The 22,548-nt window shown below is 44.3% G+C and carries 18 protein-coding genes; 14 read left to right on the top strand and 4 right to left on the bottom strand.

Going from position 1 to position 22,548, the window contains the following annotated elements; genetic code table 11:
* Positions 1–82: 82 nt before the first annotated feature.
* Positions 83–4,024 carry a 5'-nucleotidase C-terminal domain-containing protein gene (locus tag LCM10_RS09775; protein ID WP_224876395.1) on the top strand — a complete coding sequence of 1,314 codons (3,942 nt, stop codon included), beginning with the start codon at positions 83–85 and terminating at the stop codon, positions 4,022–4,024.
* 49 nt (positions 4,025–4,073) lie between these two features.
* Here LCM10_RS09775 and LCM10_RS09780 read toward each other — a convergent pair whose 3' ends face one another.
* Positions 4,074–5,039: a rhodanese-related sulfurtransferase gene (locus LCM10_RS09780; RefSeq protein WP_224876043.1), complete on the bottom strand. Its 966-nt coding sequence runs from the start codon at positions 5,037–5,039 to the stop codon at positions 4,074–4,076.
* 285 nt (positions 5,040–5,324) lie between these two features.
* Between LCM10_RS09780 and LCM10_RS09785 the strand changes: the two genes are divergently transcribed.
* The 4 genes from LCM10_RS09785 (at position 5,325) to LCM10_RS09800 (ending at position 10,748) form a co-directional block, all read left to right on the top strand.
* The gene (locus LCM10_RS09785) at positions 5,325–7,325 is read left to right on the top strand and encodes a penicillin-binding transpeptidase domain-containing protein (protein WP_224876044.1); all 2,001 of its coding nucleotides are present in this window, start codon (positions 5,325–5,327) and stop codon (positions 7,323–7,325) included.
* A 633-nt stretch (positions 7,326–7,958) separates the two neighbouring features.
* Positions 7,959–9,023, top strand: a complete 1,065-nt coding sequence (locus tag LCM10_RS09790; RefSeq protein WP_224876045.1) for an SDR family oxidoreductase — start codon at positions 7,959–7,961, stop codon at positions 9,021–9,023.
* 270 nt (positions 9,024–9,293) lie between these two features.
* Positions 9,294–10,220, top strand: coding sequence for a manganese-dependent inorganic pyrophosphatase (locus LCM10_RS09795; RefSeq protein ID WP_224876046.1), 927 nt, complete (start codon positions 9,294–9,296; stop codon positions 10,218–10,220).
* 141 nt (positions 10,221–10,361) lie between these two features.
* A complete protein-coding gene (locus tag LCM10_RS09800) occupies positions 10,362–10,748 on the top strand; it encodes a VOC family protein (protein ID WP_224876047.1) in 387 nt (128 codons plus the stop codon).
* A gap of 190 nt (positions 10,749–10,938) precedes the next feature.
* Here LCM10_RS09800 and LCM10_RS09805 read toward each other — a convergent pair whose 3' ends face one another.
* Positions 10,939–11,406, bottom strand: coding sequence for an NUDIX hydrolase (locus LCM10_RS09805; RefSeq protein ID WP_224876048.1), 468 nt, complete (start codon positions 11,404–11,406; stop codon positions 10,939–10,941).
* A gap of 97 nt (positions 11,407–11,503) precedes the next feature.
* Between LCM10_RS09805 and LCM10_RS09810 the strand changes: the two genes are divergently transcribed.
* The 7 genes from LCM10_RS09810 to LCM10_RS09835 all read left to right on the top strand — a co-directional run bounded on the left by LCM10_RS09810 (position 11,504) and on the right by LCM10_RS09835 (position 16,994).
* A complete protein-coding gene (locus tag LCM10_RS09810; RefSeq protein ID WP_224876049.1) occupies positions 11,504–12,253 on the top strand; it encodes a nuclease-related domain-containing protein in 750 nt (249 codons plus the stop codon).
* Positions 12,254–12,439: 186 nt separating this feature from the next.
* Complete coding sequence (locus tag LCM10_RS09815; protein WP_224876050.1) at positions 12,440–13,342, top strand: helix-turn-helix domain-containing protein; 903 nt, start codon at positions 12,440–12,442, stop codon at positions 13,340–13,342.
* A 206-nt stretch (positions 13,343–13,548) separates the two neighbouring features.
* The gene (locus tag LCM10_RS09820; protein WP_224876051.1) at positions 13,549–14,439 is read left to right on the top strand and encodes a helix-turn-helix domain-containing protein; all 891 of its coding nucleotides are present in this window, start codon (positions 13,549–13,551) and stop codon (positions 14,437–14,439) included.
* A 235-nt stretch (positions 14,440–14,674) separates the two neighbouring features.
* Positions 14,675–15,574 carry a helix-turn-helix domain-containing protein gene (locus LCM10_RS09825; RefSeq protein WP_224876052.1) on the top strand — a complete coding sequence of 300 codons (900 nt, stop codon included), beginning with the start codon at positions 14,675–14,677 and terminating at the stop codon, positions 15,572–15,574.
* A 105-nt stretch (positions 15,575–15,679) separates the two neighbouring features.
* The gene (locus LCM10_RS09830) at positions 15,680–16,141 is read left to right on the top strand and encodes a hypothetical protein (protein ID WP_224876053.1); all 462 of its coding nucleotides are present in this window, start codon (positions 15,680–15,682) and stop codon (positions 16,139–16,141) included.
* Positions 16,142–16,211: 70 nt separating this feature from the next.
* Complete coding sequence (locus tag LCM10_RS20645) at positions 16,212–16,337, top strand: hypothetical protein (protein ID WP_263621451.1); 126 nt, start codon at positions 16,212–16,214, stop codon at positions 16,335–16,337.
* Positions 16,338–16,436: 99 nt separating this feature from the next.
* Complete coding sequence (locus LCM10_RS09835) at positions 16,437–16,994, top strand: class I SAM-dependent methyltransferase (protein WP_224876054.1); 558 nt, start codon at positions 16,437–16,439, stop codon at positions 16,992–16,994.
* A 36-nt stretch (positions 16,995–17,030) separates the two neighbouring features.
* On the opposite strand, the gene murB is transcribed toward LCM10_RS09835, so the two are convergent.
* Both murB and LCM10_RS09845 read right to left on the bottom strand, forming a co-directional pair.
* Positions 17,031–17,951, bottom strand: coding sequence for a UDP-N-acetylmuramate dehydrogenase (gene murB, locus LCM10_RS09840; RefSeq protein WP_224876055.1), 921 nt, complete (start codon positions 17,949–17,951; stop codon positions 17,031–17,033).
* Between the two features lie 209 nt (positions 17,952–18,160).
* Positions 18,161–20,233 (bottom strand): bifunctional 2',3'-cyclic-nucleotide 2'-phosphodiesterase/3'-nucleotidase, encoded by a 2,073-nt coding sequence (locus LCM10_RS09845; RefSeq protein WP_412103392.1) that lies wholly within the window; start codon positions 20,231–20,233, stop codon positions 18,161–18,163.
* A gap of 250 nt (positions 20,234–20,483) precedes the next feature.
* On the opposite strand from LCM10_RS09845, the gene LCM10_RS09850 reads away from it, so the two are divergent.
* Together LCM10_RS09850 and LCM10_RS09855 are read left to right on the top strand one after the other, a co-directional pair.
* Entirely contained in the window at positions 20,484–21,386 is a 903-nt protein-coding gene (locus tag LCM10_RS09850; protein ID WP_224876056.1) for a DMT family transporter, read from the top strand.
* 298 nt (positions 21,387–21,684) lie between these two features.
* Positions 21,685–22,536 carry a DegV family protein gene (locus tag LCM10_RS09855; protein ID WP_224876057.1) on the top strand — a complete coding sequence of 284 codons (852 nt, stop codon included), beginning with the start codon at positions 21,685–21,687 and terminating at the stop codon, positions 22,534–22,536.
* Positions 22,537–22,548 lie beyond the last annotated feature (12 nt).

Raw genomic sequence — 22,548 nt, forward strand, 5'->3', positions numbered from 1 at the left:
GATACGGTTCAAGCATGTTCGCTCGGATGAGGAACATTTATTACGGTCAAACCATTAAAGAGGAGGAATTAGGTTGAAGATCATGAAGAAACAGTTTTTTGTATTAATGACGATTTTTGCCTTGCTGGTCGGATATATCGCTCCGCTCGGATTAACTGCTTCTGCGGCTGATTATATGACGGTCCAGGAAGCGATTGAGAATAATAGTGGGACAGGTACGGTGGCAGGGTATATTGTTGGTTTCACAAAAGGAACCAATAGTTATCAATTTGAAGGCCCTTTTACAAGTGAAACGAATTTTGCGATTGCAGATCGTGTAGATGAAAAAGATCCTTCTAAAATCCTGCCTGTTCAATTGCCGTCTTCACTGCGGGCAAAGTTCGGGCTTGTTTCAAATCCTGATAATCTAGGAAAGAAAGTTATCGTAACAGGATCTCTTGAAGCATATTTCACTGTTCCTGGTTTAAAGTCACCAACGGCTATTTCCATTGAAGGCGAACAACCAGATGAACCAACTCCATACGACGGTATTGAAGGCCTTAGCATCCATGACATCCAAGGTGAAAGCCATACATCTCCTTACGCATATGAAAAAGTAAAAGAAGTAGAAGGAATCGTCACTCATGTCGATGATGCCAGCAATTTCTACATGCAAGATCCGAATGCGGATGAAAATCCTGACACATCCGAGGCATTGCTTGTGTACAAGCCTGCCCACGGCGTACAGGTCGGTGACCATGTAAAGGTCGATGGACAGGTGAAAGAGTGGGTCCTTGATGGGTACAGGGAAAAATTACAGACAGACCTTAGCATGACTGAGCTGAACGCCCAATACGGTAATGTTGTTGTCGTATCGAGTGGGAATGACCTTCCGGAAGCGCTTGTCATCGGGGAAGATGTCACTCCTCCAACAGCGGTGATCGACAACGATCAATTCGGTGAATTCGATCCTGAACAGGACGGAATTGATTTCTACGAAAGTCTTGAAGGAATGCGCGTTGCACTTCAGGACCCAACGGTGACTGGACCTCAAAAATACGGAGAAATCCCGGTTATCACTGAAAAAGTGGATGGGAAATCTTATACAAAAGAAGGGGCTCCTCTTCTGACAAAAGAAAATCAAAATCCTGAAAAAATGATGTTATTACTCGATAATCGCGACTTTGTCGTGAAAACAGGTGATCAGTTCAACGGAACCGTAAGTGGTGTAGTCAGCTACACATATAGTAACTTCAAAATCTTGGTCAATGAAGCGGATCTTCCACAGTTGAACGAGCGTGAATTCACGCCGGAAGTGACGACCATTGAAAAAAATCAAGACGAACTGACGATTGCAGGATACAACATTGAAAACTTTGCAGCTTCTGATACGGAGAAACGTGACAAGCTTGCCAAGTCGATGGTAGAAAACTTGAATTCACCTGACATCATCGGTCTTGTCGAAGTGCTCGATGAAAGCGGGACGACGGATGATGGGACAGTGAAAGCGGATGCGAACTATAAAGCGCTGAGCGATGCGGTTGCAAGCTTTGGTGGACCAACCTACGCGTGGACGGAGATCGCTCCACAAGATAAAGAAGACGGCGGAGTCCCAGGCGGGAATATCCGTGTAGGCTATCTTTACAACCCTGAGCGCGTGACGTTGGCTGAGGGAGAAAAAGGTGATGCGACAACAGCAGTTGCATATGAAGATGGTTCCTTGACAGTGAACCCGGGCAGAATCGATCCGACGAACAAGGCATTCGAAGACAGCCGTAAGCCATTAGCTGCAGAATTTGTTTTTAACGGTGAAGAAGTAATCGTAATCAATAACCACTTCAATTCCAAAGGTGGAGATGAGCCGTTATTCGGTAAAAATCAGCCTCCTGTCCTTGGAAGTGAAGAACAACGTCTTGAGATTGCAAGAATCGTCAACTTGTTCGTGAGTGATATCCACGAAAAGAACGAAGACGCCAATGTCGTAGTATTGGGTGATTTGAACGACTTCGAATTCTCGGCGCCGCTTCAAACACTTAAAGGGGATGTCTTGACGAACCTAGTTGAAACGCTCCCGGCAGAACAACGCTACACTTACAATTATCAAGGGAATGCGCAAGTGCTAGATCATATGCTTGTATCAAACCGCCTTGCAGCTGGAGCTGAGTTTGATATCGTGAACTTTAACTCTCCTTATATGGAGGAACACGGCAGAGCGAGTGATCATGACGCGTATGTTGCGCAGCTTGATCTGACTCCGGAAGAAAATGAAGGATTCGACTTATCGATCATGCATACAAATGATACGCATGCTCACGTTGAAGGATATCCTAAGTTGTTCACTGCGGTGAAACAAGTACGTGAAGAGAAAGACAACGCGCTTCTTTTAGACGCTGGTGACGTGTTCTCGGGAACACTTTACTTCCGTCAATATTTAGGCCTCGCTGACCTTTGGTTCATGAATGAACTAGGTTATGATGCGATGACGCTCGGTAACCATGAGTTTGATAAAGATTCAGCAACACTTGCGAATTTTATAAAAGAAATGAACTTCCCGATGGTTTCTTCAAACGTGACCGTTACTGGTGATGCTGATCTTGAACCATTGGTGAAAAAAGAAATCGGAACGCCTGGAGCAGGTGGCCACATCTATCCAGCAATGATCAAAGAAGTGGACGGAGAGAAAGTCGGGATCTTCGGATTGACGACTCCGGATACAAAATTCATCTCGAACCCTGGGGAGAATGTAGTGTTCGAAGATGCAGTAGCAAGCTCCAATGCAACAATCGACATGCTTAAGAATGAAGGCGTCAATAAAATCATCGCGCTTTCCCATTTGGGTTATTCAAATGACCTAGAGCTAGCGGAAGCAGTCCAAGGACTTGATGTCATCGTTGGTGGTCATTCTCATACAGTTCTTGAAGAGCCTGTTGTCATTGAGAAGGATGAGCCGACAGTCATCGTTCAAGCGGGTGAATATTTGAACCTTCTCGGATTATTGGATGTATCCTTCAATCCTGAAGGTGTGGTGACGGGCTACGAAGGCGAAGTGCTTAACTTGAAAGACTTCGAAGCGGACGCGGCAGCTCTTGCAAAAGTTCAGGAGTACAAAGCCCCACTTGAAGAATTGAAGAGTGAAATTGTCGGTAAGACAGATGTTGCTTTAGATGGCGAACGTCAAGACGTACGCCGTAAAGAAACGAATCTTGGTAACTTGATTGCAGATGGAATGGTAGCGAAAGCGAATGAGTTTGTTGAAACGTACATCGGCCTTCAAAATGGCGGTGGGATCCGTGCTTCCATCGACCAGGGTGATATCACGCTTGGTGAAGTATTGACAACGATGCCATTCGGAAACCAACTGGTGACGCTTGATCTTACCGGACAGGAAATCCTTGATGCCCTAGAGCACAGCGTTTCACGAGTGGAAGGTGAGGACGCACCAGGTGAATTCCTCCAAGTATCAGGAATCAACTTTAAATACGATGTGAACAAGCCGGCGGGTGAACGGGTTTGGTCCGTTGAGGTGAATACGGCTGATGGATTCCAGAAGCTTGAACTCGATAAAACATACCGCGTAGCAACGAATGCCTTCACGGCGAATGGCGGAGACGGCTACACCATGTTCAAACAGGCGAAGGAAGAAGGTCGCCAAACTGATTTATTCGTCGTCGATTTCGAAGTGTTCACGGATTACCTTGATCAAAACAGCCCTGTCTCTCCAGAAGTCGAAGGAAGAATCGTTCAGGAAGAAGAGCAGGAAGAGCCTGTCTTGACCGGCTGGGTATACAGTGACGGCAACTGGTATTTCTACAACGAAAATGGTGAAATGCAAACAGGCAAGATCGATTGGAACGGCAAGAAATATCACTTGAATGAAGATGGAACCTTGAAATTCGGAGGGGCCAACTCGAATGCGAAGTGGCTGCGCCCGGATGAGAAAGATCGCAATGGATGGGTAAAGTCGAATGGAAAGTGGTTCTTCATGAATCAAGCCGGTCCAGAGATGCCTGGTCAACAAGGTAAGGGAAAAAAGAAAAATAACTAAAAAAATCCAGATCCTCAACTAGAGGGTCTGGATTTTTTGAAATCTCACATTATACAGTTTGCTTCTCAGCCTCAATCACTGCCAAACGCTCAGCCACTTCTTCCTCCGTCAAACCATGTTCGATGATATAACGGTTCTCAGGGCTTCTGCGGCATTCGTCAGAGCAACTTCTCATATATTTATGCTCGTTCTCTTCAGAACAAAGGATTTTCTGGTTACATGGTGGGTGTGCACAGTTTACGTAGCGTTCACATGGCTCGCCGTCGAAGTAGTCTTTACCGACAACAACGTGCTCTTTACGGTTAACAGGCACCGCGATACGCTCATCAAATACGTAAAGCTGTCCGTCCCAAAGGTCACCTTGCACTTCAGGGTCTTGTCCGTATGTGACAATGCCTCCGTGAAGCTGGGCAACATTCTCAAAGCCTTCTTTCAATAACCAGCCAGAGAATTTCTCACAGCGGATCCCGCCTGTGCAATACGTGATGATTTTCTTATCACCAAGTAGTTCTTTATTTTCACGGACCCATTCAGGAAGGTCACGGAAATTGCGGATATCAGGTCTGATCGCACCGCGGAAGTGACCAAGATCATACTCGTAGTCATTGCGGGCATCAAGAACGATTGTATCTTCGCGTTGGATTTGCTCGAAGAAGTCCTTCGGCTCCAGGTATTCACCCGTGATTTCGTGTGGATCCACATCATCTTCAAGACGAAGTGTTACGAGTTCCGGACGATGTTTGACCTTCAATTTCTTGAACGCATGCTCATCCGCTTCGTCAATCTTGAATACTGTGTCATGGAATAAAGGATGATTTTTCATCGCTTCCATGTATGCATCCGTCTGCTCGATTGTACCTGAGCATGTTCCGTTGATTCCTTCAGAAGAAATCAGGATGCGCCCCATCAGACCAAGCTCCTGGCACAAATCCTTGTGCGCTGCCGTCACTTCTTCAGGGTTTTCAATTGTTACATAGTTGTAGTACAGAAGGACTCTGTAAGGTTTTTGACTCATATCTAATTCCACCTATCGATTTATATTTGCAAGATATAATCTTAGGATCTTGTTCCTTATTACTCTTACGACAGTCTATTATAGCAAAAAATATAGGTGTTGCACCAGGTTTACTGAAAAAAGTAAAAGGAGTGGCAGGAAGGAGAGGGGGAATTTGGCAGTGTCAAAAGCAATGAATTGAATTTATTTAACATTCGTCCAACAATAGTGAATACACTAAAATTGAAATTGTTACTTCAATTTGAAATAATTAGAAATAGGTAAACAAGGAGGTAGTCGATACATATGGGTAAAAAGCTTTTGTTGTTTTGTGTGTTTGCAGTGTTGACTTTTTTTATCGCAGGATGCCAGGAAAAAGTACAGCCTGACGATCGACTGAAAGAATATGTAGGTCTGTGGAATGAGAAGAAATTTGATAAGATGTACAATGTGTATTTATCATCTTCGGCAAAAGAGACCTATCAGAAAGACGATATTGTAAAACGAACAAACGATATATATGAGGATCTTGGGGTAAAAGGCCTTAAGATACAATTTGAAAAAACAGAGGAAGATAAAGAATGGGACAAAGAGACGGAAGCCCAATTCCCTGTCACAATCTCAATGAATACAATGGCTGGTGAGATTTCCTATGAAGAAACGATCACTCTTCAAAAAGAAGAAAAAGACGATGAAGAGAATTGGTATATAGATTGGCAGCCGGTATTCATTCTTCCCGAGATGGAACAGGGAGATAAAGTAGGCATCGATAGCATCGCTGCCAAACGTGGAGAAATTTACGATCGTAATGAAAACCCAATGGCCATTAATGGCGAGGCTTTCCAAATCGGTATCTTACCTAAAGAGTTTAACGAGAGCGATTTAGAAAAACTATCCTCATTAGTGGAGATGTCTCCTGAAGCAATTCAAAAGGAATTGAACCAAAGCTGGGTAAAACCTGAATATTTTGTACCAATCAAGAAACTGCCAATAACCGAGCGTCCGCTTGCACTGGACATCATAGAACTGCCGGGACTTTATTCAAAACGAGTGGAAGCCCGTCAGTATCCGTATGGTGAAGCAACTTCTCATATAACAGGATACCTCGGTAAAATTAATGCAGAAAAACTAGAAAAATTAAAGGATAAAGGTTACACCGCGCAATCATTACTTGGAATTGGTGGAGCGGAGGATGTATACGAAGAAAAACTACGTGGTCAAAGCGGTCAGCGGATCTATCTGACAAAAGAGTCGGGTGAAGAAGTGACTGTAGCTGAAAAGAAGGTGGAAAATGGCCAAAACATTACGCTAACAATCGACGCCGAAATGCAGCGGAAAATCTATGAGCAAATGAAGGATGAAGTCGGAACGGCTGCAGCCGTCGACCCTAAAACAGGAGAGACATTGGCACTCATTAGTGTCCCAGCTTATAATCCAAATGAATTTGCACTTGGGATGACCGGTAATAAGTTTGATGAGATCTATAACGACCCAGACCAGCCACTACGCAATCGGTTCAACAAGACCTATTCACCAGGTTCAGCGATGAAGGGGATCACGGCTTCCGTCGGGTTGAAGTCCGGTAAGCTTGATCCTGCTAAAACCTTTGAAATCAAGGAGAAGAGATGGCAGAAGGATAAGTCATGGGGCGGTTATGAAGTTGTCCGTGTATTCGATAATGACAGTGTTGTGGATTTGGAAAGTGGGTTGAAGTACTCGGATAATATCTACTTTGCACGAGTCGGTCTTGAAATGGGTGCGGAGACGTTTATTGAGGGACTGAAGAATTTCGGGTTCGGGGAGGAGATTCCGATGTCTTACCCGATTGGAAAGTCACAAATTTCAAATAAAGGAACGATTTCGAATGAAATCCAGCTCGCTGATTCGGCATTCGGTCAGGGGGAAGTCCTGATGAGTGTTGTCCATCTTGCCAGTGCCTATGGGGGCATCATCAATGACGGCACTATGATGAAGCCTGTTCTGTTGAAGGACGAGGAACAAGGCGTGTGGAAAAAGGATCTGCTGAGTCCCGAGCAGTCGGCGCTGATGAGGACGGACCTAAGAAAGGTCGTATCTGAGGGGATCGCCGGTAAGGCTCAGGTTCCTGGAAGAGAGATTGCAGGTAAAACAGGCACGGCAGAAATCAAGTCCGAACAAGGGACAACAGGCAAGGAGAATGGATGGTTCGTATCCTATGATCAAAAGAACCCTGAATTTGTGCTGGCGATGATGCTTGAGGGCGTAGAAGAACGCGGTGGAAGCACGCATACAGTTCAGATGGCGCAGAAGTTTTATAGTAGTTATTGATTTGTTTGGCCTGCCGGGTAGTGCTCGGCAGGTTTTTTTAGTTGGGTGTGGGGTAGGTGGTTGTGGTTTATTCATATTTTTCCAAGTGTCGGAATTATTCTTGAAATCGAAAGAGTAATTTTGTGAACTCGAAGATTAAGTGGGGAAAGTGGAAGATTATTGTGCTGAGCTCGAAGATTATCGTGTGAAAACGAAAGATTCCCGTAGGACCGCGTTTCGGCTAATTGATTTAGCTTGATCCATCATGCAACGGACTACTTTAATTAGGCCTGCCGGGTGAAGCTCGGCAGGATTTTTAGCTGTTTGCGACTGACGATGTATTTATTCCTTTATTTTCCAAGTGTTGGAATTATTCGCAGAATTGAAAGAATAATGATAGAAACTCGAAGATAAAGTGCTTAAAGTAAAAGATTAACGCACCAAACTCGAAGATTATCGCGTAAAAGCGAAAGATTCCTACCGAGCAGGTTCAAAAAGCCCACTCTAATTCATCAATTTATCAACCTGAACAACGTTCTGCAATACAACAGCCCCTCTCTGAATCAAAAAACCATCTCTATCACCAAACAACATCCCGAATTATGCTATGATAGGGAAATCAATGTACCGATACTACAACAGGAGTGAACGTATTTGAACTTATTTTTAACAGGGGCAACAGGTTTTCTTGGCGGCAAGCTCATCAAGAACCTGTTACAAGATAAACAGAATGAAGTCTTTATTATAGTAAGGAATGTAGTGAAGGCGGAAACCCTCCGTGATTCATTTGCTCCCTCGGAACAAAGAAGGGTCCATATATTCCAAGGGGACATCACCAGTCCGATGGCCGGATTGTCATCCGACGATATCGAGTGGCTGACAGGCAAAATCGATGCCGTCTACCATTTGGCGGCACTGGTGAAATTTGATCAGGATTTACGCGATGAGTTGTTCGCCGCCAACTATGAGGGGACGAAGCATATTCTCGAATTGGCAACTGAACTGAATGCCAGGAAGTTTTATTATGTCAGCACGGCCTATACTGTCGGGACGCTCCAACACGGAGTGGAAGAGCTGTATCCAACGGACGGAACATTCAACAATCCGTACGAAGAGAGCAAGGTCAAATCGGAGCATCTCGTTTCCAGCTACCGCGACCAGATGGAGGTTTCTATTTTCAGGCCGGCTATCATTGTCGGGGACTCAAAGACAGGGGAAGCCGATTCACAATTTACGCTTTATGGCTTCATGCGGGCACTATCTGTTTTTAAACGAAAGACGGCGAGGAAAAACATCGAAAACCGAAAATACAGGCTGCTCGCTGCCAAGAACGGGACTTCCAATCTGGTCCCGGTCGACTATGTCGCCGATATCCTGAGCCTGGCACCTCAGAAGGCGGAAAAGGATAAAATTTATCACATCACAAACCCGAACCCGCCGACAAACGCTGAACTTTTGCAGATGCTGAAAGACGCTCTTGAATTTCAAAATTTGTCTGTAGTGGAATGTTCGGACGAGCATCTGGATGAAGAAGAAATTCGCCTTAATAGTCTGATTGATGTTTTCAAAGTCTATTTAGCGGGGGACCTGTCATTCGATGATGGGAATACGCAGGAGCTGATCAGAGGGACTGACGTTCGGCATTTGGCCATGCCGGAAGAAACTGTGAAGATGATTATACGGGCTGGATACAAGGTTCCGGAGAAATCTAAAATATGATAAATGAGCAGGGGACGATCCCTTGCTTATTTTTTGCGAAGAAAGAATCGAAGTTCCAAAAATATTTCCGCCTCTCCAACTGGTAAATCCCTTCCTTTTATTTGTCTTTCACCCCAATTTACAATAAGATAAAACATGTACCATTACCGCAATTTTCTTGCCTGCAAAAATCAACAAACTAACGAAAACAAAATTGAAATATGGTACTATAAGTAACTGTAATGAGTAAAAAATCACACCATTAAAATACATAGAGTAAGGAGAATGATTATGAGTAAAACACTTATTTTCGGTCACAAAAATCCTGATACGGATACGATTACTTCGGCACTAGTGTATGCTGATCTGAAATCAAAGATCGGCATGGATGTTGAGCCTGTCCGTCTAGGGGAAGTGAACGGCGAAACGCAATACGCACTGGACTATTTCAAGGTGGAAGCACCTCGTTTAGTGGAAACAGTGGCAAACGAGACAGACACGGTCATCCTAGTTGACCACAATGAGCGCCAGCAGAGTGCGGATGATATCGAAGAAGTGCGCGTGCTTGAAGTCATCGACCATCACCGCATTGCGAACTTTGAAACAGCGGATCCGCTTTACTACCGCGCTGAGCCGGTTGGTTGTACAGCTACAATTTTAAATAAAATCTACAGAGAAAAAGGTGTGGAAGTAACGAAGGAGATGGCAGGCTTGATGCTTTCAGCCATCATTTCGGATTCCCTTCTATTCAAATCACCGACTTGCACGAAAGAAGACGTTGCAGCAGCGAATGAACTAGCTGAAATTGCTGGTGTCGACGCTCAGGAGTATGGTCTTGAAATGCTGAAAGCAGGAGCGGACATGAGCGCTAAATCCATCGCGGAACTTGTGACGCTTGATGCAAAAGAATTCTCGATGGGTGCGGCTAAAGTAGAAGTCGCTCAAGTGAACGTTGTTGATACAAACGATGTATTGGGCCGTCAAGTGGAGCTTGAAGCAGCGATTGAAACGTTGATCAAAGAAAAAGGATTGGACCTGTTCCTACTAGTCGTAACGGATATCCTTGAAAACGACTCGACTGCACTTGCACTTGGTAGCAAACAAGCTGAAGTGGAAAAAGCATTCAATGTGAAGCTTGAAAACAACACAGCCGTGTTGAAGGGCGTTGTTTCCCGTAAGAAGCAAATCGTGCCTGTGTTGACGGATGCAATGAAATAATCTATTTGGGGGAAGCGGCTGTTTGGCTGCTTCTTTTTTTTGTTTGTTGGGTGTGCCAGGCGTAAAATAGCGTAAACGTACCTGGCACCAAATAGAACAGACACTACACATACAATGTACAAAATCAGAAGGAGAATCGCCATGAACCTAAAACGTATCCACCACACAGCCATCATTTGCTCTAATTACGAGCGGTCAAAAGATTTTTACGTGAAGAAGCTCGGGCTGCAGCCGATCAAAGAAGTTTATCGGGAGGAGAGGCGGTCGTATAAATTGGATCTTGCCTTGCACGGAGAGTACGTCATCGAGCTATTCTCATTTCCTGATGCCCCTTCAAGACCGAGTTATCCTGAGGCAAGGGGGCTGAGACATTTAGCATTTGAAGTAGAGGATCTAGAAGAGTCTATCTCAAACCTGAAGCGGCAAGGAATTAAGACCGAAGAAATCAGGGTGGATCCTTACACACAGAAACGTTTTACCTTCTTTGAAGATCCGGATGGATTGCCACTCGAGTTATATGAACAGTAAGATGAGATAAAAAAAGAGCACTTCCCACTAAGAGAAGTGCCGTCAACAGGTATTGTAATTTGTCGTTAGTACTATTAAAGCATATTGCTTTTTTTCATGGATTTCGATTCTCGGGTTATGAGCCACTTACAAATGCGTTAAGGCGGTTAAAACGTCTATTATTCTGCGAAAATATTAAAATATTAATATTTCATTTGATGATTGGAAGCTTAGCGTTCCCTGCCCAATCCAAGATGAAAGGTGCCTGATGTGGATTTATTTGTTGAGGCAGTTCTTCCCGTGAAAAGAAATCGAGTTCTATACTCTCTTGATTCCTGTTCAAGATCCCATTAAAGTTCCTGGTAAAGAAAATAATCTGTAAGCTGAAAACCTGATCGCCATTCGGATACGTGGCAAATGCATTCTTCCCCGAGTATAATCCGAATAGCTGTAACTGATTGATGGAAAAATTCGTTTCTTCAAAAACTTCTCTTATGGCACTCTCTTCAAATGTCTCACCGATTTCCATCAATCCGCCAGGAATTCCCCATTTCCCTCCATCTGCTCTTCTTTGGAGGAGGATTCTTCCTTCGGCGTCTTCAATGATGGCTCCACAGCCAACGGTGAGGAGGGTTTTATTTCCTATCAATCTTCGCATGGTATTAACGTAGTCATTCATAATAGTATCTCCCAACGATAAGTTAATATGGTAGAATTTTGAATAAGTGGTATTTTTAATATAAATTTCTATCGAAAAAATTTCAAGGAGTACAGTTATGGGAATTATTATAGTAATTACAATGATTGTTGGAGTTGTTCTTCTTTCTACACCTTCAGTGAAAGGTAAGATAGGAGAGGGAGAAGTTAAATATTATCTAAGGAAATTGAATAATTCTGATAAGTATAGAATTTTTCATGACATATTATTGCCTTCAAGTAGTGGGGGGACCACCCAAATTGATCATATTGTCATTTCGCAAGCTGGAATTTTCGTCATTGAAACTAAAAACTACAAAGGTTGGATATTTGGCAATGAACAAAGTATGCAATGGACCCAAGTCATATACAAACGCAAACAGAAATTTTATAACCCTTTTTATCAGAACCATGGTCATATAAAGGCTATAGAACGTATTATTGGAGAACAAATTAAAGTCCCTTATTATAATGTAGTGGTATTTGGGTCAAGAGCTGTCATAAAACGAGTTTCGGTGGAATCTCCCAATTTTCATGTGGTGTCTGCTAAGCATCTTCCATATTTAATAGCGAATCATCAGCAGAAGAACATCAGTGAATTTCATATAAAAGGGATAGGACTTAGGCTGGAGAATAATGAGGTTTCTCACCGTGGAGCGGGTAAAGAACATAAATTAAATGTTAAGAAAACACAAGAGCTAAAGAGCGGGAAAATTAATAATGGTATTTGTCCTAAATGTGGTGCAGATTTGGTTGCTCGGATATCTACAAAAAATGGTCGTTCTTTCAAGGGATGCAGTAATTTTCCCAAGTGTAGGTTTATTGCATAGAATTTGGGTGCTTTTTAGAAGATATGTGACGTCAACCAAATCTGATAAAATAAAGCCAGTATGTAATGGAACATAAGTTAGTGAGCTGATTCAAATCTTACTCAAGGAAATGGTTCTAGGTCGAACGTTATTCAAATGAAACCTATTAGTATAAATAAACTAATATCCTAGAATGGAGGGAAGGACTTGGACTACTCAGCAATTGGTAAGAAGATTCGGGAGCTTAGGAAAGAAGTTGGATTGACGCAAGGAGATCTGGCAAAGGATATCTGTACCCAGGCGCTGATCAGCCGTATTGAAAAGGGAGACATCTATCCGAGTGCCACTTCTCTCTATCAAATATCAAAAAAGTTGGGAGTCGATGTCAATTATTTCTTTGAAATAGGTTCGACACCCAGGCTGGATTATGTCAAAGAGGTGGAGCGGCAGTTAAGGACGTTCCGAATCAAATTAAAGTATAACGAGATGATGGAGGTCGTTCAACTGGAGGAGAGCAATCCTCTTTTTTATAAAGACCCCGCAAACCTTCAGCTGCTCTTATGGCATAAAAGCATCTATTTATTTGAAGTGGAAAAAGAGCATGAAAAAGCTATGAAATCTTTACGTGAAGCGTATCAACTAACAGCTGCCCCAAAAAAGGTAATGAGTGAGCGGGAAGTTGAAATCCTCATGACGTTAGGTGTGTTTACGTTTAATGTAGGGAAGCTCAAACAATCGATGGAATACTATGAGAAAGTGAAGGTAGCACTGAAAACGATGGAGCATTTAACGGATAAGTCCATCAAGACAAGGCTCCTGTACAATATTGCTCGTAGCCTGAGTCGTTCCGGGCATTATGAAGAGTCTACGAACTATTGTGAGGAGGCCATCCGCTGGTGTGTGAAAGAAGAACATCTTTGGGGGCTTGGTGAGCTTTATTATCACATCGGACATAACTTTGAACAGCAAGGTGAGTATCATCATGCATTGCCCTATATAGAGAAGTCCTTGATCATTTTTGAAATGAGGCAGAATCATGGCTATCATTCTTATATCATCAAGAAGAAAGAGCAGATCATGGACAAGATAAGAGAAACCGAAAAACGTTAAAAAAAGAGCACTCCCCACAAAGAGAAGTGCCGTCAACAGGTATTGTAATTTGTCGTTACCACCATTAAAACATAGATTTAGAACCCATGATTTCGGACAGATAGACCGTTTGAAGTGCTGGAGTTAGAGGTGTCATCCTTTTTTGGCACATTTCTTAATAAATATAAATATATTAATAATCGCCTTTTTAAAAAGGAAGTGGTGGATTGGATTATCATATAATCGGTAAAAAGATAAAAGAGTTAAGGAACATAGCGGGTTTGACGCAAGGGGAGCTGGCTGAGGGGATATGCACGCAGGCCATGATCAGTCACATCGAAAAAGGGGATACCGACCCAAGTGCCACAGTCCTCTATCAGATTTCAAAAAAACTAGGTGTTGATGTGAACTATTTCTTTGAGATCGGATCGACACCGAGACTGGACTATATTCGGGAAGTGGAAAGGCAACTGCGCAAATTGAGAGTAAAATTATTATATGAGGATATTTTAGATATCGTCAAAGCGGAGGAGAAGAATCCGCTGTTTATGAAGGATCCCTATAACCGCCAGCTGCTCCTTTGGCACCGGGGGATTTATGTCCAAGAGGTTGTAAAGGATCGGGAAAAGGCATATGCCATGATGGAAGAAGCGTTGATGCTGACATATACTGCGAAGAAAACGATGACTGAACGCGAAATGACGATATCAATCAGTATGGGGATCATTAAGTTCAGCAGCGAGCGGTATGAAGAGGCAATGAAGATATACGAACGGGTAAGGAAAGCAATTGGGATGACAAGCCGATTGCAGGATAAAGCCATCAACGCACGACTTCTATATAATATGGCCAGAGTCCTGACCAGATTAGGGCAATTTGAGAGGTCGATTACGTATTGCGAAGAAGGACTGAGTTGGAATGTTGAAGAGGAGAACCTCTATGGATTTGCTCAATTGAACTATCAAATCGGTTACAATTTGGAACTCCAAGGATTTTATCAAGAATCAATCCCTCATTATGATCGAGCGGCCATGCTGTTTGACATGCATGATAGTCAAAAACTTGTGTCCTTCATTACATCTAAGAAAGCGGAGCTAATCGAGAAGATGGAGGATTAATAATGGTTCATTTGAAAAAAATAAAAAAAGAGCACTTTCCACTAAGGGAAAGTGCCATCAAGAGGTATTGTAATTTGTCGTTGTGTTTATTAAAACACAGAATGAATTTGGATGTATTTCGAATCTGAGGGCTTGAGCAGAGACCGTGGCGTATATTTCTGGTTGATTGGCAGTATTCCTGATTTTATATAAATATATTAATATTTAATTTTGATGGAAAAAGGGGCGAGTGAATGTGGATTATTCCTTAATAGGCAAGAAAATCAAAGAGCTCCGCAAGATTGTCGGCTTGACACAGGGGGAGCTTGCAGAAGGCATTTGCACTCAAGCGTTGATCAGCAGGATGGAGAAAGGCGATATCTATCCCAGTGCCACCGCCCTTTATCAAATTTCAAAAAAACTTGGTGTGGATGTGAACTATTTCTTTGAAATCGGCACCACCCCAAGGCTCGATTATATTAAAGAAGTCGAGCGCCAATTGCGGAAGCTGCGCATCAGGCTTCAATATGAAGAGATGATGGAGATGGTGAAAGCGGAGGAAAAGAACCCGATTTTCTTCAAGGATGATTACAATCTGCAACTGCTCCTGTGGCATCGGGGGATTTATACATTTGAAATTCAGCAACAAAGGGAAAAGGCTATCGCGATCTTCTATGAAGCATTCCACCTGACATATGACAGTAAAAAAGCGCTGTCCGAGCGGGAAATGGAAATCCTCCTTAGTATTGGGGCCTTGGAGCTTACTGGCGAAAACTATGAGAAAGCGCTGGACATTTACAATAAAGTGCAGAAAGGCTTGAGAATGTCCGACCAATTAATCGATAAGTCGATCAAAACAAGGATGCTTTATAATATGGCAAGGGTGCATACTCGGTTAGGGAACTACGAGGTTTCGACGGAGCGTTGCAAAGAAGCCATCAAGTGGTGCATTGAAGAAGAGAATCTGTACGGATTGGGGCAGCTCCATTATCATATCGGCTATAACTACGAATTGGAAGGGAAGTTTAGCATCGCGCTGGACTATATTGAAAAGTCCTTGGTCATTTTCGAGATGGTGAAGGATGAAAAATATATACCCTATTTGAGGGATAAAAAAGAAGAAATCCTATCAAAACAAACACAACAGACTTTATAGGCAGACCTCCCGCTCAATCAGGGAGGCTTTTTTTATTGAAAAACCTCATACCTGGCGCGGTGCCTTCATAAAAATGGTTTATAGGTACAAGACAGGGGTGAAAGGATGCGGAGACGGAAGAATCCGATTCCTCTTTTACTGATTGGCATGGTAGGAGTCACCCTCCTTTTTCTTTTCGTGAGTGTACTCGGAAGTGACAGGGGGGAGCCGCCGGAGCAGGTCATCGAGGCGTTTTACACATATGAACAGAACGGGGACTTCGGAAATTCGTGGGAGCTGTTCCACTCTGAAATGAAGAAGAAATTCGGTAAATCAACCTATATCCAGACTAAGAATCATGTGTTCCTCGGGCATATGGGCGTTGATACGTTTAAAGTGAAGGTCGGCGAGGTAGAAGAAGTGAAGAAATTTACGTTCAGCAAAGGCGGGCTAGCATTCAAGGATGTGAGGTCTGCACAAGTGGAAATGATGTATGACAGTCAATTCGGCAAGCTGACAATCACACAAATCTGTTATGTGACCCGGGAGAAAGATGAATGGAAAATTTTGTGGAATTATAATTTTTGAAATGTAAGTTTTAGAAAAATGTGTAAGGGTAAGGAGAAACTAGTATCCCATGAAAAGGAGGGCTTGGACTGTGTCCCTTTTATACGTGAAGGCTCGTGAAATGTTTGAAATCGATGCGAAAGTCCAGCAATCGCAGAACACGAACATCCGCTTCTTCCGTAAACTTAAGCCTGTGCCGGTTCAGAAAAATAAATAACATCCGAACTTCTGCAGTCTAATCCGATTAGGCTGTTTTTTTATGCAGGAGGAAAATCTCTTCCTGAAAAAGAATCTACTCTAGAGGGAGTTGATTAATATGTTAACCGAAGAGGATATCCGAGTGGTCATCGGGGCAGGGGAATATTCCAATAACCCCGGTTGGGTAGAAACGCAGGAGGGAGATTTAAATCTGTTGAAGGAGGAGGACTGGGCTGCCCTGTTCTCCGAAAATAGCATCGGAGCCATCCTCGCTGAGCATGTGTGGGAGCACATGACGTTTGAAGAAGGCGTGCGTGCAGCACGGAATTGCTATCAGTACTTAAAGCCAGGAGGTTACGTGCGCTGCGCGGTGCCTGACGGTAACTTCCCCGATAAAGAATATCAACGGATTGTACAGGTCGGCGGACCGGGTCCGGCAGATCATCCAGCTGCGAGTCATAAAATAGTCCATACCTATCACACGTTAACGGAGATGTTTGAAGAAGCTGGATTCCAGGTCCGTCTCTTGGAATATTGCGACGAAGACGGTCGGTTTATTTACAATGAGTGGGACGAGAAGGATGGTTATATTTATCGCTCCAAGCGCTTTGACCACCGGAATTCGGATGGGGAGTTGAAGGTTGTGTCCTTGATTGTGGACGCAGTGAAGAGATAAAAAAACAGGGACCCGTAGTTGGGTACCCTGATTTCATTAATCCAAATCCTCACCGATGATCCGCACTTCACGCTCAAGCTCTACATCGAATTTCTCTTTCACCGTCTTCTGCACGTGCTCGATCAAAGAGATGTAATCCTTCGCCGTTGCGTTGTCTTTGTTGACGATGAACCCGGCATGCTTAGTGGATACCTCCGCACCTCCGAAGTTCGTCCCTTGCAGTTCGCTGTCCTGGATCAGTTTGCCGGCGAAGTAACCAGGAGGGCGCTTGAACACGCTCCCGCAGGATGGGAATTCGAGCGGCTGCTTGGATTCGCGCTTGTACGTCAGGTCATCCATGACGGCCTTGATGTCTTCGTATTCACCCGGCTTCAAGCTGAAAGTCGCCTCCAGGACGATGTCCCCGTTTTCAGAGATGTTGCTGTGACGATAATCGAGTTCGAGGTCTGCTGCCGTGCGTTTGACAAGCTCGCCGTGACGATCGACGACATAACAATAATCAAGTACGTCTTTAACCTCACCGCCGTAAGCCCCGGCGTTCATGAAGAGGGCGCCGCCGACAGTACCCGGAATGCCGCAGGCAAATTCAAGCCCGGAAAGGCGCTCAGCCAGTGCCCTTCTTGACACATCGATGATGGCAGCTCCGCTTTGAGCGACAATCTGCTGGTCATTTGACTTGATCTCCTTGAAATTCTTCAAGTGAAGGACAATGCCGCGGATCCCGCCGTCTTTCACGATCAGGTTCGATCCGTTCCCGAGCAGTGTGAACGGAACGTCCACCTTATTGGAAAGCTTCACGATATTCTGCACTTCCTCGTACGTTGTCGGGGTAAGGAAAAAGTCCGCTTTCCCGCCGAGCTTCGTATAAAGGTGATCCCGCAGCATTTCATCGCGCTTGATATTCTCTGTATGCATCACATTCAATAATTCGTTATAAACAGCTTCTTTATTGTACATTCATGATCAGTCCCATAATAATTTTTCTTCAGGTTAACATTCTACCCTCCCATTATATGATGAAAACCCATGAAAGTTAAATGGTTTCGGTTGGCAGGAGCAAAACTGTGAAAAAGGTAATGGGGTGGTTTTGGTGAACAAGCTAATTATTAATCAATACGCCGATGCTCTTGTAAAAAAGAACCCCCTGTAAAGGAGGCTCTATCAAATTACTTTATGAAATTGAAAACTTGAGCAACAGAGGAAATGAAATTCGTTAAAAAGTTCCCTTTCGACTCTTTCTTTTCCTGCCCAGGATTTGTTGCATCGCTCTGCTTGAACTTGATGGAGTATTTTGCGAATCCGCTGTCTTCCGTGCCGAGATATTTAAACGTTCTGGAATCATGGATATATTTTTGAGCCTCAGGTGAACTTTGGAACACAACATTCACATCACCTTTAATCGGAGCGAAATTCCAGTTGCCGTCCGCTTCAGGGTTGATTGTCCCTTTTTCCATGATGTAGTCGATGATGACATTGCGGTTCTCATCAGGCGATTCGATGGCGATGTTCGTCCCGTCGATTCCTGGGAAGTGTCCGCCGCCGCTTGCACGGTAATTGTTCGTTGCAACGATGAATTGTTGTTCTGGGTCGATTGGCTTTCCTTTGAATTTCAGGTTCTTGATTCGATGGGAATCTTCGTTGATCAATTTTCCGTCCGTTCCGTAACGAGCAGGTTTTGTCACATCGATTTCATATGTCACACCATCGATGACATCAAAGTTATAGGAGCGGAAGTCTCCATTTACCAGTGACTGTTCCTCGGACGTTGAGGTGTCGATTTGGTTGAATTGACCTGCAGACATTTCAAGCCATTCCTTCACTTGTGCACCATTGACCTTTACGGCTTGAAGCGTGTTAGGATACAGATAAAGGTCGGCGACATTCTTGATTGCAAGCTCTCCAGCAGGAATATCCGTGTAATAAGTAGCATCCCCGCGCGTTCCCGCTTTGAACGGAGCCCCCGACGATAACACAGGAAGTCCTGCAAATTCAGTGCCTTTGATGAATTTTTCTACATACCATTTTTGTGCATTCGTCACGATCTGGATGGACGGATCATCTTTTACCTGTGCAAAATAACTGTTGATCGGAGCTTCCGTTTCACCGACTGCACTTCTGACCCAGTCGATTGTGTGGTTGTGATCTTCCTCAATTGCACTGAATACTTCTTCATCACGTTCTACACTAGGATTGCCGTTTTTATCTACAATCCCACGTGTAGATGATTGAGAGCCCTTCACGGACCATTCCCCGTCTTTCAGCTCGAGTTCAAGGTCGACAAGACCAAGGTGACTTCCCCAGTAGCCTGGCATGACAGCAGCCACACCGTTGATCGTTCCTTTGTTCACATCGACGCCTTCAATCCCTGCATACGAGTCAGAAGGGAAGACCCCATGTGAATGCCCGAACAGGATGGCATCGATCCCGTCCACTTTGGAAAGGGAATAGGTCGCGTTTTCTTCCATGCCTTCATCCGTGACAGTGCCGATTCCGGAGTGAGGGATGGCTACGATGATGTCGGCTCCTTCTTCTTTCATCTGTGGAATGAATTTATTCGCTGTTTCGATGATGTCCTTGGCCACTACTTTTCCTTCAAGGTTGGCCTTGTCCCACTGCATGATCTGAGGCGGTGTGAATCCGATGACACCGACCTTCAGCGTATGAGTTTCACCGTCTTCATCGACGACGTCCTTATCAAGGATCTGATATGGGGTGAAATAGTTCTCATCATTGCTTGGATCCCCATCTTTATCATCTTTATAGACATTCGCATTCACATAAGGGAAATTCGATCCCTGAAGTGAGTTTCCTAGAAAGTCCAGTCCATAGTTGAATTCATGGTTCCCGATGTTCCCTGCATCGTAATCAAGAAGGTTCATTGCTTTATAGACAGGGTGCATCTCACCTTCCTGAAGGGGATCAACTTTTGCGACATAGTCACCGAGGGGATTCCCTTGAAGCAGGTCACCGTTATCAAATAGAAGGCTATTGTTCACTTCTTCACGCGCATTCTTAATAAGGGTAGCCGTTTTTACAAGTCCGTAGCTATTCGTTTCTTTATCTTGATAATAATCATAATTGGCAAGGTTTACGTGGATATCAGTCGTTTCAAAAATGCGAAGCTTTACCACATCTTGGTCCATCACATCTGCATATGTAATGGAAGGAGTGGCTTGAGGAATAAGAAGGCCAAGTGCTAAAGCAGTACCAGCAACTTTTTTCGTATTTTTTTTCAACAGTATCTCCCCTAAAATATGTATTTTGGTGCAAACACTTACATATTAGCACTATATTGATGAAATGAAATGGTTGAAAAGTAGTGTTCTTTGTAAAAGTTTGTAAAGGTAACGGATGATGTGAAAATGGGGCTACCTTTGCCGGGGAAAATAAGATAGGATGGAACGTATACATTCATCCGATATAACATCCATTTTTCTATTAAATTATATTTTCCTTCCTATATTGAAAAAGGAAAAGGAGGTAGCGTGAGTGGCAAGACTATACACAGCACTGATCGGACTGAGCCTCATCTGGGGCATGTCCTTTGTCTTCATTAAATGGCTGGTGGAACCGGCAGGTGTGTGGGGGACGGTCTTCCTGCGCTGCTTGGCGGGAGCGCTCGTACTGCTTCCGATTTTTTTCATGCAGCGACGGCGGATGGGGAAGAAGCCTTTACCGATTGGGAAGCTGATCGTTGTCGGCATCGGGAATGCGGCTCTTCCATGGACCCTGATCGCGTTAAGTGAAACCCAGATCAATAGTAATACCGCATCGATTCTGAATGCGACGACCCCGATCTGGACGGGACTTATCGGATTCCTGCTCTTTTCAGCGGTGCTGACGAGCTTTCAGTGGATCGGGATCCTGGTCGGTTTCTTCGGGATCCTTGTGTTGATGAACTTTGAAGTGAGCGGAATTTTTAGCTCGGACTTTGTCGGTGTCGGAACGATGATCCTAGCGACGATGAGCTATGCGTTCTCGTCCCATTACACAAAAAAATACCTGGTAGGCACGAGTGTCGTCACGATCTCCACGTTTCAATTGCTGATCGGTGCTGGAATCGGGTTTGTGGGCATGCTGATCACCCAGCCAATCGCAGTGGGTGACTTGCTTTCCGTCGAACCACTGTTCGGCATCATCGGCCTTGGATGTTTCGGATCGGGCATCGCCACCCTGCTTTATTTTTACATCATGACCAACGGCAGCCCGGAATTTGCGTCGACGGTCACGTATCTGATCCCGGGCACGGCCATGATCTGGGGATTCATCCTGCTTGGAGAGCCTGTAACGCATAACCTGATCCTTGGGCTGTTCATCATATTTACGGGGGTGTTCCTGTCGTCTAGAAAGTCGAAGAAAACGGTGGTTGGTGTGCAGATGGGGACAAGGTAGTGAATTTAAACAAACGTTTGATTAAGTGTGGAGAACTCAGTTCTAGCGGGGGTTCCGCTCTTAAACAGACGTTTGTTTTATTTTTTTAGAAGGAGGGAACCTTCTCCTATCAAGATATCGGCGAAAACCTAAGGAGAGAAACGTTGTGATGTAATACGAATGTTAAATTCAGTGAAATGGGTGCATTCGAAACAACTTTCATATAAAATGATAAAGATACATAGGTTAGAGTAGACGAGCAGTCGGCTGACCCGCCGGCTGTTGACCATATAAATCTAAAATAAGTGAGGTAACAACTATGAAAACGGCAATTGTAACGGATAGTACAGCCTACATCCCGAAAGAATTGCGCGAGTCCCTTAACATACACATGATTCCGCTGAGCGTCATCCTCGGCGGCGAAACATACCGCGAAGAAATCGACATCACGTCAAACGAATTCTACGAAGAAGTCGTCAGCCAGGACAAGCTGCCGACAACATCACAGCCACCGGTAGGAGAATTCGTGGAGCTATTCGAGAAACTATCCCGTGACTACGACGCGGTCATCTCGGTCCACCTTTCAAGCGGCATCAGCGGAACCTATCAAGGAGCGGTGCAAGCAGGGGGAATGGTCGAAGGCATCGATGTCTACGCATACGATTCCGAAATCAGCTGCATGATCCAGGGCTTCTATGCCATCGAAGCCGCAAAGCTTTCGCGTGAAGGAAAAGAAGCCCCTGAAATCGTCCGCTTATTAGATGAGATGAAGGAAACGGTCCAAGCTTACTTCATGGTTGATGACCTCGCGCACCTGCAGCGTGGCGGCCGCTTATCGCAGGCACAGGCCATCATCGGAAGCTTATTGCAAGTGAAGCCATTGCTTCATTTTGTTGATAAAGTGATCGTTCCTTTTGAGAAAATCCGTACTCGTAAAAAGGCATTGAAGCGGGTGGAAGGCTTATTGGAGGACGCAGTGAAAGATGGCGGAGCTTATCAAGCATCGATCATCCACGCAAACCGCGAAGAAGAAGCGGTCGAGTGGATGGAGGAACTCGCTGGCAAGTATCCGAATGTAGAGTTTAGTGTAAGTTATTTCGGACCGGTGATCGGTACCCATTTGGGCGAAGGCTCGATGGGGATGGGCTGGGCGAAGAAGATTAGTGGATAGATTGTGGAAGAG

Origin of the sequence: Rossellomorea aquimaris, assembly GCF_020171925.1 — a bacterium.
Lineage (GTDB): Bacteria > Bacillota > Bacilli > Bacillales > Bacillaceae_B > Rossellomorea > Rossellomorea aquimaris_F.

Coding starts and splice junctions, on each gene's coding strand:
- LCM10_RS09775 (WP_224876395.1), top strand. CDS start 83: ATGAAGAAACAGTTTTTTGTATTAATGACGATTTTTGCCTTGCTGGTC.
- LCM10_RS09780 (WP_224876043.1), bottom strand. CDS start 5,039: ATGAGTCAAAAACCTTACAGAGTCCTTCTGTACTACAACTATGTAACA.
- LCM10_RS09785 (WP_224876044.1), top strand. CDS start 5,325: ATGGGTAAAAAGCTTTTGTTGTTTTGTGTGTTTGCAGTGTTGACTTTT.
- LCM10_RS09795 (WP_224876046.1), top strand. CDS start 9,294: ATGAGTAAAACACTTATTTTCGGTCACAAAAATCCTGATACGGATACG.
- LCM10_RS09800 (WP_224876047.1), top strand. CDS start 10,362: ATGAACCTAAAACGTATCCACCACACAGCCATCATTTGCTCTAATTAC.
- LCM10_RS09805 (WP_224876048.1), bottom strand. CDS start 11,406: ATGAATGACTACGTTAATACCATGCGAAGATTGATAGGAAATAAAACC.
- LCM10_RS09810 (WP_224876049.1), top strand. CDS start 11,504: ATGGGAATTATTATAGTAATTACAATGATTGTTGGAGTTGTTCTTCTT.
- LCM10_RS09830 (WP_224876053.1), top strand. CDS start 15,680: ATGCGGAGACGGAAGAATCCGATTCCTCTTTTACTGATTGGCATGGTA.
- LCM10_RS09835 (WP_224876054.1), top strand. CDS start 16,437: ATGTTAACCGAAGAGGATATCCGAGTGGTCATCGGGGCAGGGGAATAT.
- murB (WP_224876055.1), bottom strand. CDS start 17,951: ATGTACAATAAAGAAGCTGTTTATAACGAATTATTGAATGTGATGCAT.
- LCM10_RS09855 (WP_224876057.1), top strand. CDS start 21,685: ATGAAAACGGCAATTGTAACGGATAGTACAGCCTACATCCCGAAAGAA.